This is a genomic window from Marinobacter azerbaijanicus, from assembly GCF_030250645.1.
Taxonomy (GTDB): Bacteria; Pseudomonadota; Gammaproteobacteria; order Pseudomonadales; family Oleiphilaceae; genus Marinobacter; species Marinobacter azerbaijanicus.
Window position 1 is genome coordinate 220,742 of the sequence record NZ_JASSVS010000002.1, and the last position, 16,896, is coordinate 237,637.

Consider the following 16,896-nt stretch of genomic DNA (forward strand, 5'->3'; position numbering starts at 1 on the left):
TACACCAACGTATTATAGTGTTTATACTATATCGAGCTCATTAATGACTAAAACTCCCCTGGTTGCCGCCTTCCAACTTCCCGCCTCCGATCCGGAAGCGGGGCTCGTACTTGGCCCGGACAGTACCGTGCTGGCCACCAACCCGGCAGCGCAAAACCTGTGCCGCGAAGCGGGGGCTGACGGAGTCGTCAACCTGTTACCCATCAACACTCCGGCACTGATCAACGCCTGTATCACCCAGGGTCGCGCCATTGACGGTGTGGAATGCCGCCTGCCCGGCATCAACCTGTCATGGACGTTCATTCCCGATCAGGCTTCCGGACAGGTTCTGGCCAGGGGGCGAGATGCCACCAACGAAATCCGCAAACTGGACGAAGCAACACGCTGCAGCCGGCTATACCGTCTGATCACTGAAAACACCACCGACCTGATTTCCCGCCATGCACCCAACGGCCGTTTTATCGACGCAACACCGGCCTCATGGCGTTTACTGGGTTACTGGCCGGAGGAGCTCAGAGGCAAGTCACTTGAGGAGGTATTTCAGAGCAGCACCGTCAATGGCGAGCTGGAAGAAGCACGCAACAGGCTGCGGGACGAAGGCTACGCCACCATGACCCTGGAAATCATTCACCGGGACGGCAGCAGGCGCTGGTTCGAGATTGCCAGCCGGGCCATTCGGGAAACCTATACCGGGGCGGTGATCGAGGTGGTGAGCGTATCCCGCGACATTACCGCAAGGGTGGAGTCCGAAGAGAACAACCGCCGACTGGCCGACGAACTGGCCCACACTGCTCGCCTGGCAACGCTTGGCGAACTGGCATCGAGCATTGCCCACGAGATGAATCAGCCCCTGGCTACCATCGTCAACTTCGCCAGTGCCAGCCAGCGTTATCTGAAACAGGCGGGAGAAAACCCCGAGTGCCTGGAGCGGGTGGACGATGGCCTCCAGCGTATCACCCACCATGCCAACCGCGCTTCGGAAGTGATCAAACGACTGCGCGCCTTCCTGCGCAAGGGTCAGAAACGTACCGCCCCCATCAGTATCAACGACGCAGTAACCAACGTGAAGCGCCTGTGCCAGTGGGATGCAGACAAGAACAGGGTTGTCATACAGGAACGCCTGACCAGCAGTAATCCGGTTATCACCGCCGACCCGGTGCTGCTTGAGCAGGTACTGATCAACCTGATCCGCAACGGTATCGACGCCAATCTTGAGACTCACCTGGACAGCAAATCCCCCTCAAAGATCACCGTGACAACCTGCGTGAATTCAGACCAGGAAATTCTGGTGGAGGTTGCCGATCAGGGTCCGGGGCTTGACGAAACGGGTTTGCGGCAGATGTTCACGCCTTTCTATACCAGCAAGCCCCAGGGGCTGGGCCTGGGGCTTTCCATGAGCCGGTCCATAGTCGAGGGCTTTGGCGGATTCCTGGATGCAAGACCGGCCAAGCACGGCGGCCTGGTGCTGGTCTGCCGCTTCCCTCCACTGAACAGCAATAAAAACCAGATTCGACCAGTCCAGGGAGACAGACCAGCATGAGTGATATACCCCATACCGTTTACGTGGTGGATGACGACGCCGGCATGCTTGAGTCCACCCAGTGGTTACTGGAATCGGTCGGTTTGCAGGTACAGCCCTACGCCGATGGTCGCCAGTTCCTGGAAGCGGTGGATCCGGCGCATACCGGTTGCGTGATTCTTGACATACGCATGCCCGGACTGGGCGGCCTGAACGTCCAGGAGGAACTGCAGAAGCGGGGCTCACAACTGCCCATCATTTTTGTCTCCGGCCATGCGGACGTGCCGATTGTGGTCCGCGCATTCAAATCCGGCGCCTTTGACTTCATCGAGAAACCGTTCAACGAACAACTACTCCTGGACAGCGTTCAACAGGCATTACAGGAGCATCAGCAGACCAGCACACAGCAACAAGGCGATCAGCATACCGACGCACTGATCGCTTCCCTCACCCGCCGGGAGCGTGATGTGTTCATGCCACTGGCCCGGGGCTACACCAGCAGGGAAATAGCAGAACAGCTGGATGTCGGGGTCAAGACCATCGACCTTTACCGCGCCCGCGTCATGAAACGGCTGGGGGTGGAGCGCGTGCCGGATGTGACCGGCATCGCTATTGCTGCTGGCCTGCTCGACCCGATGAATCTGCGCGGGGAATCTCACTGATCCGCCCTCAGGATTCGGCAGCGATCGTGGTCGCGATAGCACCAAGGCGAGCAACTGCCTGCTCAATCCGCTCACTCCAGGGATTGGCTCCGTTCAGACGCAGGCAGTTTTCGTATTTGTCGGTGGTGGAGAACATCAGTCCCGGAGCGACATTGATGTTTTCCTCCCGCGCCCGGCGATAAACTTCTGTACCGGAGGTACGGCCCGGCAGCTGAACCCAGAGCACGAAACCACCCTGAGGACGGCTGACCGCAGTACCTTCCGGGAACGACCGCCCAACGGCGCCCCGCATCCGCTCTGTCACCTCACGAAAACGCGGCCGCACCGAGCGCAGATAGCGGTCATAACCACCCTGCTCCAGGAAACGGGCCACGGCAAGCTGCGGTATGCTCGCCGTACCCAGATTGCTGAAATATTTCTGCTGCCGCGCTTCGGCCAGGTATTTACCGGGCATCATCCACCCCAGCCGCAGCCCCGGCGAGATGGTCTTGGAGAAGGAACTGCAATAGATAACATTGCCGGTACGGTCGAACACCTTGGCCGGCCTGGGGCGCTCCCCGCTATGGAACAGATCGCCATAGATGTCGTCCTCAATCAGGGGCACCCCGGCCCGCTCCATCATCCGCACCAGCTGCTGTTTGCGCTCGTCCGACATCCTCGCACCCATGGGATTGCTGTGATTGGGCACTACCACGCATGCCTTCACCGGCCACTGCTCCAGCGCCAGTTCCAGCCCCTCCAGGCTCAGACCCTCGGACGGATGCGTCGGCACTTCAATTACTCTGAGCCCGACCACCTCCAGGGCCTGCAGAATGCCGGGAAACGAAGGCGACTCAACCACCACGATGTCACCGGGCCGGGTCACCGCCTTCAGGGCGAGAATGATCGCCTCCTGGGCGCCGTTGGTGGCAATAATATCGTCCGGTGTCGCCATGACGCCAAGCGTAGCCATCCGCTGAGCCAGCTGGCGCCGGTACTCAATCTTGCCCGGGAAAGCGTAATCGAGGGTTTCAAGCCCGCGCCTCGCCGCCCATAACGTGGCCTGCTGAATCTGGCGAACCGGCAGAAAATCCGGATGCGGCACCGCAGCGGCCAACGGCACCATGCGCTTTTGCTCGTCGGCACACAGGTCCAGGGCCATGTCCCTGGCGCTAACCGGCATGGGTCTGGCCTTATGCTTCTGCATCACCGGTTCGGGCGTATCCCTCCGGGGCAAATGCACAAAATAGCCACTGCGCTCCCGTGCCTCCAGATAGCCACGGGCCTCCAGTGTCTGGTGGGCCTGAAGCACCGTCGAAACGCTCACGCCAAACTGGCGGCTGAGCGCCCGAACACCAGGCAGCCGCTCTCCTTCGCGATATACCCCATCACGAATCAATGCGTGCAACTGGTCTGCTACCTGATTATAGAGAATGCCCATTGCCCAATCCTGCCAGATCAATCGAGAGTAGAGGCAGTACAGATCAACCAGATTCTGACCAGCACAGATGCCGGATAGATGAACCTGTACCGGTTCAAAACCACAATATCTGAATCTGTTATGGTTGTCTGCACCGGCGGAGAATGGTGATCAGCGTCCAGAAGAAGGAGTTTCACCATGACCGCACTGAACAGATTACAACGGCACCCGCTGACAGAGATACCACCGGCGAGCCGCAAGGACTTGCTGGGCGTCGGCCAGAATCGCGGCCTGGCCCCGATGACTATCAACACCGCCCGGAAATGGCTGGCCAACCTCGGCTTTGAAGTCCGCCTGGTCAAACCGGAACACTGGATCATTACCCACGGGAAAGCTCTGCCGGAGTTCCACTTCTACAGCGCCGTGGAACTGAGCCAATTTGCCGCCCACCGGGCACACCGCTACGCTGACACGTTCACAAGGGAGGAATCATGAAAACATTACCGATCTACCAGGTCGATGCATTTACCAGCCAGGTTTTCGGCGGCAATCCCGCCGCCGTCATGCCGCTGGAGGAATGGCTGCCAGACGACACGCTGCGAGCGCTGGCCATGGAGAACAACCTGTCGGAAACCGCATTCCTCGTGCCGTTACCAACGGAAGCCGACGCAGACTTCCACATACGCTGGTTCACACCCACAGTGGAAGTGCCTCTCTGCGGCCACGCCACCCTCGCCAGCGCCTGGGTCGTCTTCAACAAACTGGGCTGGAAGCATGAGCAAATCCGGTTCCAGTCAAAAAGCGGCCCCCTGGGCGTACAACTGACCGACGATGGCTGGCTGGAGCTGGACTTCCCAAACCTCGCCTTTGAGCAACGCGCGACTCCGGTCCTGATCGAGGAGGCTCTGGAAGGCGCCCCTGACAACGCCTTCTTCGTGCCCAACGACACCAACTACCTGGTCGTCCTCAAAGACGAAGTGGCGGTAAAGTCCGCGCAACCCGACATCCGCAAACTCAAGCAACTTGGCAACCAGGGCGTGATCATCACGGCACCCGGAGAAAACTGCGATTTCGTCAGCCGCTACTTCGCCCCCGGCGCCGGCATCGACGAAGATCCGGTTACCGGCTCCATCCACAGCGTACTGGTGCCCTACTGGGCCGATAAACTCGGTAAAAACACACTGCTTGCCCAACAGGTCTCCGCCAGAGGCGGTGAACTGCGCTGCGAACTGAAAGGCAACCGCGTAGCCATAGCCGGCCAGGCCGCGTTCTATATGGAAGGTACCGTGCACCTGCACTGATAACAGCAGAAAATGTATACTGCGCCCAGTTAACACACAGCGGCGGGCAGCACAGATGTTTGGCAAGGCACGGGTTGAGGGCAGTCAGGGATCGTCAAAAACAGGGATGTTTTTGTCGAGCGTACATGGACGTATTCACCGCGTATCCCTGACCGCCCTCAACCCATACCGGAACTCCCAAAGCCTGAATTCCAGACCATGACCTCAGAAAAGCACGACGTAATCATCATAGGCGCAGGCGCCGCAGGCCTGATGTGCGCCGCAACAGCCGGCTACCGAGGCCGAAAAGTCCTGGTGATCGAGCACGCCAACAAACCCGGCAAGAAAATTCTCATGTCCGGCGGCGGTCGCTGCAACTTCACCAACCTTAACAGCACCCCGGCCAATTTCCTCTCGGACAATCCTTCCTTCTGCATCTCGGCGCTGAAGCGCTACACCCCGCAGAACTTTTTGGACCTGGTAGAACGCCACGGCATCGAACACGAAGAAAAAGCCGCCGGCCAGCTCTTCTGCAAAGACAGCAGCAAGGAAATCCTCAACATGCTGCTGACCGAATGCGAATGGGCGGGCGCGGAAGTGCGGCTGAAAACCAGCGTCAAGGCGCTCACTGAAACTGGCAACGGCTACCAACTGCAAACCACCGGCGGCACCCTTGACTGCGAATCCCTGGTGGTCGCCTGCGGCGGGCTGTCCATACCCACCATGGGCGCCACCGGTTTTGGTTACGACATCGCACGGCAATTCGGGCTCACCGTATTACCCACCCGCGCAGGACTGGTACCGTTCACCCTGCACCCGGAACTGAAAGAACAACTGGCCCCGCTGGCGGGAGTGAGCTGCCCGGTGGACGTCCATTGCCACAATGAGCACTTCCGCGAACCCATGCTGGTCACCCATCGCGGGTTAAGCGGCCCCGCCATGCTGCAGATCTCCAGCTTCTGGCAACCCGGTGACAGCCTGAGCATTAATATGCTCCCGGGGACCAACATTGACCAGGACCTGTACCAGATGAGAAAAAGCAGACCACAATCCACCGTTGCCCAATACCTGCAGCAACACCTGCCCAGGCGCTTCGCCCAGGCGCTGAACGACCTCCACGGCTGGAACGGCCCGCTACAGGGGTACAAGAACAGTGACATTGAACAGGTGGCACGAGCCCTCGGCCAATGGGCGATCAAGCCTGCCGGCACCGAAGGCTATCGAACGGCCGAGGTAACCCTCGGCGGCGTGGATACCCGTCAGCTGTCCTCAAAAACCATGGCGGTGCTGGACCGTCCAGACCTGTATTTTATTGGCGAAGTGGTGGACGTGACAGGTCACCTCGGTGGGCATAACTTCCAGTGGGCCTGGGCTTCCGGGGTGGCTGCGGGGAACAGCGCCTGAGGGGTTCATTGTTGCCGCGTACGCGGCTACGGGAAACATACACAATTGGAGTCTTTATGTTGTCAAGCCTGCTTGACGGTTGCCGGATTGCCAGAGTAGTGCGCGGTGGCAGTCGTCTTTTCCTGCTGTTCCTGACACTCGGCTTAGTGGGCTTGAGTACCGATGTACTGGCCCATGCCATCGCCCAGGGCGACAAGGGGTACATTCAGGAAATTACCGGTGTAAATCTCATTGCATTCACCTATCTCGGGGCCAAGCACATGGTCACCGGTTACGATCACCTGCTGTTCCTGCTGGGTGTGATTTTCTTCCTCTACCAGATGAAGCACATCGCGATCTACGTGAGCCTGTTTGCGCTGGGACATTCCACCACGATGCTGCTGGGGGTGTACTTCAACGTGGGCATCAATAGTTACATCATTGATGCGATTATCGGTCTGTCCATCGTGTACAAGGCACTGGACAATATTGGTGCTTATCAGCGCTGGTTTGGTTTCCAGCCCAACACCAGGGCCGCCACGCTGATCTTCGGCTTTTTCCACGGTTTTGGCCTGTCGACCAAGATCATTGAGTACGACATCTCGCCGGACGGACTGGTTCCGAACCTCCTCGCCTTCAACGTGGGCGTGGAAATCGGACAGCTCATTGCCCTGGCCATGATCCTGATTGCCATCAGCTTCTGGCGTAAAACCGACGGCTTTTTCCGCCACGCCTATACCGCCAACGTCGCCATGATGAGTGCAGGCTTCCTGCTCTTTGGTTATCAGCTAACCGGTTACTTTGTCGCCTGATTCTGGAGTTTCGCTATGTACAACACCGATATACCAAACCGTGAAGAATTACCGGGCACCGCCAAACTGATTCGATCAACCATTATTGCCGCCATTGTGGCAGTGGTTCTGCTGGTGACAGTGGTGATGCCTGCAGAATACTCCCTGGACCCAACCGGTGTCGGTCGCCTTCTGGGCCTCACTGAAATGGGCGAAATCAAGGAACAACTTGCCGAAGAAGCCGCTGCAGATGAAGCTGCCCAGCTGGTTGCCGTGCAACCCTCAGCCGAGCAGCAGGGATCGGACGTAGCGGAGAGCGTTGTTACCGAACCTGTCCGGGAAGAGGCGTCTGCTCCGGAGGTCGAGGTTGCGACTGTCGAGGAGCAACCGGCATCAGAGCCGACAACGGCGGAATCCCGGTGGCAGGATGAAGTACGCGTGGTTCTTACCCCCGGGGAAGGCACGGAGTTCAAGCTCACCATGGAAGAAGGTGCTGTCGCCCGGTTTTCCTGGGAGTCCGAGGGTGGCCCAATCAATTACGACACCCATGGCAATGGCAGCGGCCAATCCATCTCTTACGAAAAGGGACGCGGCGTTCCTGAAGACGAAGGCGAACTTGTCGCCGCGTTCACAGGCAACCATGGCTGGTTCTTCCGCAACCGCAATGACAATGACATCACCCTCGTACTCCGTACCGGCGGAGAGTATGGCCAACTGAAAAAGGTGTTGTGATTTTAAACGCTGAGTAGTGACCGAAACGTGCGGCTGCAAGCCGCACTTTGTTCACAGAGGAATAATTCGAGGTTAGCAGGCCAGGGGCAATACTAGAGATACTTCTCGATCGGCAACCAGGACAGGAATCGGGACTGGGTTCGCAGCCACCAACCCACGGCTGGTTCAGTGGTATGTGCTTCCCTTCCACTTCGCCACTGCAGCTCGCCACCATTATCCAGGGAGACTTCCCAGCTGTTATGGGGTTCCATCACCGTACGTATGTCCCTGGCCACCTGCTCGGCCAGCTCCTCACTGCGGATAATCAACACCGTTTCGCCATTGAGATAGATGGAACGAAGATTGACGTTGAAAGAGCCCACCACCAAGGTGCTGCGATCGAACACCACAGACTTGGAATGCAGGCTGGCCTCACCGGTTTCGCAGAAACCGTCTGTGTCCAGCCATTGCCGGCAAGCCTCGGCATCAGGTTTCAATTCGTAGATTCGTATCCCCTGCTCGAGCATATAGGTTCGCCAGCGGGCGTAGCCGGCATGGTTGGTGACAAGGTCATTGGTGGCCAGGGAATTGGTCAGCGCGGAAACCTCAAGCCCATCACGGTTCCCCATATCCAGTATCTGCAGCTGTTCCTCGGTAAGGATCAGGTAGGCGGATTCGATCAGGATTTCCTCAGAAGCGGCCTGCGCCAATCGTTGAAGCGCTTTCGCGCTCCGTTTGGGAGTTTCAACCGGCTCTTCCATGGTTTCAAACGGTGGATCAAACACCAGCTCGCCATGGGCAACCGTCAACTGGCTCAATAATTCTGTCAGCTCTGACCTTCCCTGGGAGCTGTCAGCGGGGGCGGATACCGGCAGACCAGACTGCGTTCCGGCCTGACGGCGAAGCTGGTGGAGCGCTGCAGTCACGTCCCCGCCAGCCGAAGTATCCGGATAAAGCACCGACACCGGATAGGCCCAGCGACTGTTCCAGTATGCCTCGAAGTTATCCGTCATTCCGTCCACAACCGGCCCCAACGAGAGCACGTCACGGTCCCGGAAGTAACGCGCCTCATCAAAACCGAAATACTCATCGCCAATGTTACGCCCGCCAACAATACCCGCGGCTCCGTCCACCACAAAGGTCTTGTTGTGCATGCGCCGGTTGATACGGTCGAAATCCATCAGGAACGATACCCACCGGCCCCATCCATCGCGGCTTCTTGCGGGATTGAAAATACGGACCTGGATGTTCGGGTGGGTGCCCAGCACAGCAAACAGCTTGCCGATATCCTCGGCGTTGAAATCATCCAGCAGCAGCCGCACCTGAATACCCCGGTCGGCAGCCAGCAGCAGCCTGCCGGCAAGATATTCCCCGGAAGCGTCACTGTTCCAGATGTAATACTGTGCGTCGATGCTATGCTCTGCGGCCTCGATCAGGGCCGCACGGGAGAGAAAAGCTTCACGCCCCGAGTCCAGCATGTAAAATCCGGATTGGCCGCCTGTGCCGGCCAGCCTCTGTCTGGACTGGCTGGAAAGAAAGCTGTCATCGTTATGCACGCCTTCCTCCACTCCAGCGTGTGTCACCGGTTGCATATCGCCCGCACAACCCGCCAGCAATACCATCATCACCAGAAGCCAAACACGTGTCGCCACCAGCGCGGCCCTGGAACTCTGGCGGGATGACATTAACGCAGTATCACCAGGGGTTTCTCGGCTGTCTTGAGCATCGTGGTTGTAGTGCTACCCACCAGGAACTGGCGGATCCGGGAATGGCCATAGGCCCCCATCACCAGGATGTCGATATCATGTTCCTCCTGGTAGGCATGGAGAGCTGGCTCTACATCGCCGGCGCGAATGGCAAGAGTCACTTCAGCACCAATGTTTCCCAGCATCTTTTCAGCCTTCCTGAGCTGTTCCCAGCGATCGTTGGTATCGGCCCCGATCATCACCAGGTGAATCGGCATGCCTTTCAGCACCGGGCTTCCGGCCAGCAATTCCACACCCTTGAAGGCAGTGGCACTACCATCAAACGCCAGCATGGCACTTTTCGGCTGCTGGTATTCGTCCGGTACCAGGAGTATCGGCCGGTGAACACTACGAATCACGGTTTCCAGCTGGCTGCCCACGTGTACGTCCCGGTCCGAGCTGCTCTCTCCGTGAAGCCCCATGACCAGCAGGCGGGTCTGGTCCTCCAGGGCGAGCAAAGACTCGGTGAGGTCGCCATGGCGCTGACGCTTGATGACATCATCGATACCCAGCGTCTTCACTCGATCTTCGGCTTCATCCAGCATGTGATGGCCGTGCTCCAGCGCCAGCTTCGATCGCTTGCGATCCAGCTCGGCCAGTTCGTCCATCAATTGTTCCCGGCTTCCAAGGCCAATGCTGCCTGCCAGATCCGGCTCTGTGGGATAGCGTTCTTCGTCCAGCACGTGCAGCAGTGTCATGGGGGTTTCCATGTGCTTGCTGGCCCAGGCGGCGTAATCACACACAGCCGGTGCGGCCCTGGAGCCGTCGATACAGGCAACTACTCGTAGCATCTCAACCTCGCCTTGGTGATCGTTATGGTTGTTATTCTGACCGGGATCGTTGTTGAATTCCTTGGCTTGTGTCATATCAGTGCCCCATCAGCTGGTCAACGGCATCAGGTTTGTCGTGCACCCCGAAACGGTCGACGATGGTGGCACTGGCTTCGTTCAACCCGATGATCTCCACCTCGGCGCCTTCGCGTCGAAACTTGATGACAGCCTTGTCCAGAGCACCGACCGCGGTAATATCCCAGAAATGCGCGCGGGTCAGATCAATCACCACATTATCGACTGCTTCCTTGAAATCAAAGGATTCCGTGAATTTTTCTGAGGAACTGAAGAACACCTGCCCCACGACATTGTAAGTGCGGGTATCGGTCTTATCGTCGAACTCGGAGGTCACCAGCATGTAATGGCCCACCTTGTTGGCGAAGAACAACGCCGCCAGCAGAACACCTGCCAGCACACCGAACGCCAGGTTGTGCGTTGCTACCACCACGATAACCGTCACCACCATAACAATGTTGGTGGACAGCGGGTGCTCCTTCAGATTCTTGATAGAGCCCCAACTGAAGGTACCAATAGATACCATGATCATCACCGCCACCAGAGCTGCCATGGGAATCTGGACCAGCCACTGGTCCAGCACCAGCACCATAACCAGCAGGAAAACACCCGCAGAAAGGGTTGAGAGACGGGTACGGCCCCCGGATTTGATGTTGATGATGGACTGACCAATCATGGCGCAGCCCGCCATGCCCCCCAGCAGGCCAGAACCGATATTGGCAATGCCCTGGCCTTTGCACTCGCGGTTGCGGTCGCTGGTGGTATCAGTCAGATCATCCACAATGGTGGCGGTCATCATCGATTCCAGCAGGCCAACGACCGTCAGCCCCACCGAATACGGCAGAATAATCATCAGGGTCTCCAGGTTCAGCGGTACGTCCGGCCACAGGAAAATCGGCAGGGTGTCCGGCAACTGCCCCATGTCGCCCACGGTGCGGATATCAATGTTATAGATCATCGCAAAAGCGGTCAGCGCAACAATGCAGATCAGCGGTGATGGCAGGATACGGCCAACCACCGGAATCAGCGGGAACAGGTAGATAATGCCGAGCCCTGTGGCAGTCATGGCGTACACATGCCAGGTGACATTGGTCAGCTCCGGCAACTGGGCCATGAAGATAAGGATGGCCAGGGCGTTCACGAACCCGGTGACCACCGAGCGCGATACAAACCGCATCAGGCCGCCCAGTTTGAGGTAGCCGGCGCCAATCTGCAGCAGACCGGTGAGCAGCGTAGCCGCCAACAGGTATTCCAGGCCATGTTCCTTGACCAGGGTGACCATCAGCAATGCCATGGCGCCTGTGGCCGCCGAAATCATACCCGGGCGCCCGCCCACAAAGGCAATAACCACCGCAATACAGAACGAGGCGTAGAGCCCTACTTTTGGATCCACACCGGCGATAATGGAGAAGGCAATGGCTTCGGGAATCAGGGCCAGCGCCACCACAATACCAGCGAGCAGATCACCCCGTATGTTGGAGAGCCAGTCAGCTTTGAGCTTGTTTACCATAGTTGATGTCCAGTCAATTCGTTCAGGGGGAGAACTTACAGAAAGTTGATGACCGCCAGCAGACCAACCGATCCGAGAACGACGGTGTAGGGAAAGGCCATGATCACCATTCGGCCGTAGGACAGCCGCACCAGGGGTGCAATGGCGGATGTCAGCAGGAACAGGAATGCGGCCTGACCATTGGGCGTTGCTACGCTAGGCAGGTTGGTGCCGGTGTTGATGGCAACAGCCAGATCCTGGAAATGCTCCCGGGAAATAGCGCCCGCATCCAGCGCCTGTTTGATTTCACTGATGTAAACCGTGGCAACAAAGACGTTGTCGCTGATCATCGACAGCAAGCCGTTTGCCACGAAGAACAGCGCAGGCTGATGCACTTCTGGCTGCGCCAGCACGAAGTCGATGATCGGCTTGAACAGATGCTGCTCATGAATCACCGCCACCACGGCAAAGAACACCACCAGCAGCGAAGTGAACGGCAGGGATTCCTGGAACGCCTTGCCTATCTGGTGCTCGTCCGTGACACCGGTAAATGAGGTGATGAGGATAATTACCAGCAGCCCGATCAGCCCCACTTCCGCAATATGGAACGCCAGCCCGATCACCAGCACAACAGCAGCCACGGCCTGAACCCACAGGGCCGCCTGATCTGCCTTCGTGCGCTTCTTGCGTTCGTTGTCCGCAAAGTCTTCCAGCACCTGGCGAACCGGCTTTGGCAGTCGCGCACCATAGCCAAACCAGCGCAGTTTCTCCAGGCACCAGCAGGTAAACAGGCCAGCAACCAGAACCGGCAAGCTGATGGGCGCCATACGCTGGAAAAACTCGGCAAAGTTCCAGCCCACCACTTTCGCGATCAGCAGATTCTGGGGCTCGCCAACCATGGTCGCAACGCCGCCCAGAGCGGTGCCGATAGCGCCATGCATCAACAGGCTGCGAAGAAAGGCGCGGAATTCTTCCAGGTCTTCGCGATGCAGTTCCACCACATGCTCGTCGCTCTGGGCGTTATGGTTGCCGTGATGGTAACCCTTGCCCGAAGCGACTTTGTGATAGACGGAATAGAAACCCACCGCCACACTGATGATAACGGCGGTGACCGTCAGCGCATCCAGAAATGCGGAGAGTAACGCGGCCGCCGCGCAGAACAGCAGGGAAAGTGCCGATTTGGAGCGCACGCCCACCAGTATCTGGGTGAAGGTCACCAACAGCAGCTCTTTCATGAAGTAGATGCCAGCGACCATGAACATCAGCAACAGAATGACCGGCAGGTTGACCAGCACCTCGTGGTACACCGCGTCCGGCGTCGCCAGCCCGATCAGCAACGCCTCCACCGCCAGCAGGCCACCGGGTAGCAGTGGGTAGCATTTCAGCGCCATGGCCAGGGTGAAGATGAACTCTCCCACCAGAAACCAGCCTGCCGTTGCAGGACCAAGCAGCCAGACAATCAGGGGATTGACGACCAGAAACAGGACAATAACCTGCTTGTACCAGACCGGCGCGTTGCCGAGGAAATTGTGGGTAAAACCTGAAATCACTGTTTTGGGCATGGGGAACCGAACGACTTGAGACGAAAACTCAGAGACAATAGAACCGTGGTACCCGCCGTAAGCGAATACAGGCTATCAGCTCAAGGAATTAACCTGGAGGGTGTGCGGAGCGCTAGGGTGGAGTGATCGTCGGGAATGTCTCGGAGACGTTCATTAAAGTCAGTTCATAGGCCGTGAAATTAAGGCGGCGAAGCTTACCAGAACGAGCCCGGGAAAGTAACCGGCATCCCGGAAATGTCTTAGCGTCCTAGATAGAAATTGCGACCCAAACACTGGTGGGATCTGATCATCATGAAAAAAAGCGAGCTGGAAAAATTCCGCAAACTGCTGCTGGACTGGCGCGACGACCTGCACTCAACGAGTGGGGTGCGTGAAGAAGGCAGTGGCACGGTGCACCTGGACCAGCAGAGCGTCGGGCGATTGTCGCGGATGGACGCACTGCAAGGCCAGGCGCTGGCCAAAGCAGGCAAGGAGCGGGCCGAACTGAAGCTGCGACAGATTGAGGCTACTCTGACCCGGATCGACAACAATGACTTCGGTGACTGCATGGAATGCGGCGAACCCATCAACACCAAACGCCTGGAAATCGACCCCACCGTGCTCTACTGCATTGAGTGTGCCCGTTAACCAGCAGTTTTTAAATGGCAGGTCCAGACAACCCGTTACTGGCAAGGTGAAAGGCGATCACCGCCATCATCGAACCGATAGCCCCGTCAATGAACCGCCATGCCATGGGGCTGGCCAGCCAGGGCGACAGCGCAGCACCGCCGAAGGCCAGCAGGCCGAACCACAATATCGAGGCACTGCTGGCTCCGGCCACAAATACTGCAGGGCTTTCCTGCTGGGCGCCGATGGCAGGAATCAAAAGCAAGGTGTCCAGATAGACCTGCGGATTCAGCAAGGTGACCGCCAGGGTGGTCAGCACCACCACCCGAAGGCTGGTAGCCGCCGATGCATCCGCACCCAGCCCTTTCCTCCCGGTGGCCACCTTGTAGAACGCGGCCAGTGCCAGCCAGCCCAGGAACACCACCCCCAGCCAGCGCAGAACATCCAGCGCTTCCGGTACGGCCATCAGCGCTGCGTTGACGCCGAACATACCGGCGGTGAACAGCAGAATGTCTGCTGTCATGCAGATGCCCGCGCTATACCAGTGGTGCTCACGGCGTATCGCCTGGCCCAGGATATAGGCGTTCTGTGCACCGATGGCGATGATAATCCCGCCACAAACGATTAACCCTGTCAGGTAACTTGTCAGCATTCTTACCTCCCGATCTGCTGGAAGCTTACTTGGGGATAGCTATACTTAAAAATCATAAACCTTATATCCCATGAATTTTTCTTATGCTGGACTACAAACTGCTTCAAGCACTGGCTGCGGTTATCGAAAATGGCGGATTCGAGCGTGCCGGCGAGATACTCGGGCTGACCCAGTCCGCCGTATCGCAACGCATCAAGTCGCTGGAAGTGCGCCTAGGCCAGCCGGTACTGGTCAGGCATCCGGAGCTGCGGGCAACACCAGCCGGTAACAAACTGCTCAACCACTTCCAGCAGGTGCAACTGCTGGAACGGGATCTCCGCAAAACTATTCCCGCCCTCGCCGAGGACACAACGCGACTGCGGGTTGCCATCAACGCTGACAGTCTGGCCACCTGGTGGGCCTCCGTCGTCGGCGACTTCTGCAGCCGCGAAGGCGTGCTGCTGGATCTGGTGGTTGAAGACCAGGATGTCGGCCTGAAACGCATGCGTGACGGTGACGTGGCGGCCTGCCTTTGCAGCAGCAGTCAGCCTGTGGCCGGAGGACGATGCGTGGCTCTTGGTGACATGGTCTATATGCCGCTTGCTACACCGCAATACATTCACCGCTTCTTCCCCAACGGCATTACCCCGGACGCCTTTGCCTCCTCACCAGCCATTGTGTTTGGCCCCAATGACCAGCTACAGCATCGTTTCATGGCCGGTTGCGGCTATCACGGGCGTTTTCCCTATCACCTGTGCCCCTCGTCCGAAGGGTTCGTTCAACTTGCCATGGCCGGCATGGGCTACGGTATGATTCCGGCTATTCAGGCCCGAAAATGGCTGGACGAAGGCAGCCTCGTCAATCTGGCTCCGGGTCATGAGCTGGCAGTGCCACTTTACTGGCACTTCTGGCGCCACAGCGGAGCATTACTCCAGCGCCTCACCACCACCCTTGAAGAGGCCTTCACACCCAACAACGGAATACTCCATGGATGAAGTGACGAGCCAGTTTATTGTTAACAACCAGACCACCCTGAACCTGGCCATTGCCCTCCTGCTTGGGGGCATCATCGGTCTGGAGCGTGGCTGGGATGCCCGGGAGCAGGCGTCCGGTGAGCGAATTGCCGGCATTCGCACCTTCGCCCTGATTGGTCTGCTTGGAGGTGTCGCCGCACTACTGGCAAAGGAAGTCACCGAATGGGCATTTCCGGTACTACTCATCAGCGTAGTGGCCATTGCCCTCGTGGCTTTCAGTGAACGTCTGTCCCACATCCGCAATTTCAGCATCACCGGCACCATCGGCATGGTGCTCACTTTCTGTTATGGCGCAATTGCAGTGGCTGTGGACCCGGCCATCGCTACCGGCGGCGCCGTGGTTACCGCACTGATTCTGGATAACAAGAAGGAAATTCACGGGCTGGTCGAAAAACTACAGGCCCATGAGCTGGACGCAGCGCTGAAACTGTTGGTTATTTCGGTGGTAATGCTGCCACTACTACCCAATGAAGACCTGGGCCCCGGTGGCGTTCTCAATCCCCGGGAAATCTGGTGGATGGTGGTGCTGATTGCCTCGGTGTCCTTCGTCGGCTACTTTGCCATCCGTCTGGCTGGCACCAGCAAGGGTATTCTGTTTACCAGCCTGTTCGCAGGGCTGAGTTCATCAACGGCCCTGACTCTCCACTACGCCCGGCAATCCAATCTCTCGCCAGACGTCAGTCCACAGTTTGCCAGCGGCATTCTCATCGCCTGCGGCACCATGTTTCCCCGCATCCTGATTTACTGTGCCCTGATCAACCCTGCGCTGTTACCGAGGCTGGTGTGGCCAGTGGCGGTAATGACGCTTCTTCTGTACTTGCCAGCACTCATTATCTGGCAGCGCAACCGGGGTCGTCTGGAAGTGAGCCGCCCGGAACTGACCCAGAACCCGCTGGACCTGAAGTCAGCTCTGGTCTTCGGCGTGTTACTGGTGGCCATCCTGCTGCTGGGCGAATTCCTGCAGGAGTGGCTGGGTGACCTTGGGATCTACATGCTGGCCGCGACATCCGGCGTTGCGGACGTAGACGCCATCACCCTGTCCCTTACGCGAATGTCCCAGGACTCCCTGGCTCTGCAGACGGCTGTCATCGGGATTGTTATTGCAGCGGCTACCAATAACCTGGTGAAATCAGGCATTGCTGGCGCCATCGGTCGGAAAGAGCTGGGCATGAGGGTTGCTGGCCCCATGATGCTGTCCCTGGTCGCGGGGCTGGCAGTTGCCTGGCTGCAATAACGCCA

General features: G+C 58.2%; 16 protein-coding genes. 10 read left to right on the forward strand and 6 right to left on the reverse strand.

The features are described 5' to 3' along the window. Positions 1–43 precede the first annotated feature (43 nt). Both QPM17_RS04475 and QPM17_RS04480 read left to right on the forward strand, forming a co-directional pair. Positions 44–1,540 carry a PAS domain-containing sensor histidine kinase gene (locus tag QPM17_RS04475; RefSeq protein ID WP_285389125.1) on the forward strand — a complete coding sequence of 499 codons (1,497 nt, stop codon included), beginning with the start codon at positions 44–46 and terminating at the stop codon, positions 1,538–1,540. Continuing rightward, positions 1,537–2,181, forward strand: a complete 645-nt coding sequence (locus QPM17_RS04480; protein WP_285389126.1) for a response regulator transcription factor — start codon at positions 1,537–1,539, stop codon at positions 2,179–2,181. Before QPM17_RS04475 ends, QPM17_RS04480 begins: the two co-directional genes overlap by 4 nt. 7 nt (positions 2,182–2,188) lie before the next feature. On the opposite strand, the gene QPM17_RS04485 is transcribed toward QPM17_RS04480, so the two are convergent. Beyond that, positions 2,189–3,601, reverse strand: a complete 1,413-nt coding sequence (locus QPM17_RS04485) for an aminotransferase-like domain-containing protein (protein ID WP_285389128.1) — start codon at positions 3,599–3,601, stop codon at positions 2,189–2,191. Positions 3,602–3,778: 177 nt separating this feature from the next. Here QPM17_RS04485 and QPM17_RS04490 point away from each other — a divergent pair, with 177 nt between their 5' ends. The 5 genes from QPM17_RS04490 to QPM17_RS04510 all read left to right on the forward strand — a co-directional run bounded on the left by QPM17_RS04490 (position 3,779) and on the right by QPM17_RS04510 (position 7,766). Beyond that, positions 3,779–4,075: a hypothetical protein gene (locus QPM17_RS04490; RefSeq protein ID WP_285389129.1), complete on the forward strand. Its 297-nt coding sequence runs from the start codon at positions 3,779–3,781 to the stop codon at positions 4,073–4,075. Then, a complete protein-coding gene (locus QPM17_RS04495; RefSeq protein WP_285389130.1) occupies positions 4,072–4,881 on the forward strand; it encodes a PhzF family phenazine biosynthesis protein in 810 nt (269 codons plus the stop codon). Before QPM17_RS04490 ends, QPM17_RS04495 begins: the two co-directional genes overlap by 4 nt. A 198-nt stretch (positions 4,882–5,079) precedes the next feature. Beyond that, positions 5,080–6,264: a BaiN/RdsA family NAD(P)/FAD-dependent oxidoreductase gene (locus QPM17_RS04500; protein ID WP_285389131.1), complete on the forward strand. Its 1,185-nt coding sequence runs from the start codon at positions 5,080–5,082 to the stop codon at positions 6,262–6,264. 56 nt (positions 6,265–6,320) lie between these two features. Beyond that, entirely contained in the window at positions 6,321–7,055 is a 735-nt protein-coding gene (locus QPM17_RS04505) for a HupE/UreJ family protein (protein ID WP_285389132.1), read from the forward strand. A 15-nt stretch (positions 7,056–7,070) separates the two neighbouring features. After that, positions 7,071–7,766: a hypothetical protein gene (locus QPM17_RS04510; RefSeq protein ID WP_285389133.1), complete on the forward strand. Its 696-nt coding sequence runs from the start codon at positions 7,071–7,073 to the stop codon at positions 7,764–7,766. 92 nt (positions 7,767–7,858) lie between these two features. Here QPM17_RS04510 and QPM17_RS04515 read toward each other — a convergent pair whose 3' ends face one another. Genes QPM17_RS04515 through nhaB form a run of 4 tightly spaced genes read right to left on the reverse strand, consistent with a single transcriptional unit; the run spans position 7,859 to position 13,386 of the window. Beyond that, complete coding sequence (locus QPM17_RS04515) at positions 7,859–9,430, reverse strand: phospholipase D family protein (RefSeq protein ID WP_285389134.1); 1,572 nt, start codon at positions 9,428–9,430, stop codon at positions 7,859–7,861. Then, positions 9,430–10,356 carry a universal stress protein gene (locus QPM17_RS04520; protein WP_285389135.1) on the reverse strand — a complete coding sequence of 309 codons (927 nt, stop codon included), beginning with the start codon at positions 10,354–10,356 and terminating at the stop codon, positions 9,430–9,432. The genes QPM17_RS04515 and QPM17_RS04520 overlap by 1 nt, the downstream gene beginning before the upstream one ends. Position 10,357: 1 nt before the next feature. After that, positions 10,358–11,845, reverse strand: a complete 1,488-nt coding sequence (locus QPM17_RS04525; RefSeq protein WP_285389136.1) for a SulP family inorganic anion transporter — start codon at positions 11,843–11,845, stop codon at positions 10,358–10,360. 35 nt (positions 11,846–11,880) lie between these two features. Further along, entirely contained in the window at positions 11,881–13,386 is a 1,506-nt protein-coding gene (gene nhaB / locus QPM17_RS04530; RefSeq protein WP_285389138.1) for a sodium/proton antiporter NhaB, read from the reverse strand. Positions 13,387–13,677: 291 nt separating this feature from the next. On the opposite strand from nhaB, the gene QPM17_RS04535 reads away from it, so the two are divergent. Next, positions 13,678–14,013 (forward strand): TraR/DksA family transcriptional regulator, encoded by a 336-nt coding sequence (locus tag QPM17_RS04535; protein WP_285389139.1) that lies wholly within the window; start codon positions 13,678–13,680, stop codon positions 14,011–14,013. Between the two features lie 10 nt (positions 14,014–14,023). Here QPM17_RS04535 and QPM17_RS04540 read toward each other — a convergent pair whose 3' ends face one another. Continuing rightward, the gene (locus QPM17_RS04540) at positions 14,024–14,644 is read right to left on the reverse strand and encodes a LysE/ArgO family amino acid transporter (protein ID WP_285389141.1); all 621 of its coding nucleotides are present in this window, start codon (positions 14,642–14,644) and stop codon (positions 14,024–14,026) included. A gap of 83 nt (positions 14,645–14,727) precedes the next feature. On the opposite strand from QPM17_RS04540, the gene QPM17_RS04545 reads away from it, so the two are divergent. Together QPM17_RS04545 and QPM17_RS04550 are read left to right on the forward strand one after the other, a co-directional pair. Beyond that, the gene (locus QPM17_RS04545; RefSeq protein ID WP_285389142.1) at positions 14,728–15,618 is read left to right on the forward strand and encodes a LysR family transcriptional regulator ArgP; all 891 of its coding nucleotides are present in this window, start codon (positions 14,728–14,730) and stop codon (positions 15,616–15,618) included. Further along, positions 15,611–16,891 carry an MgtC/SapB family protein gene (locus QPM17_RS04550; RefSeq protein ID WP_285389143.1) on the forward strand — a complete coding sequence of 427 codons (1,281 nt, stop codon included), beginning with the start codon at positions 15,611–15,613 and terminating at the stop codon, positions 16,889–16,891. Before QPM17_RS04545 ends, QPM17_RS04550 begins: the two co-directional genes overlap by 8 nt. The last annotated feature ends 5 nt before the right edge of the window (positions 16,892–16,896 follow it).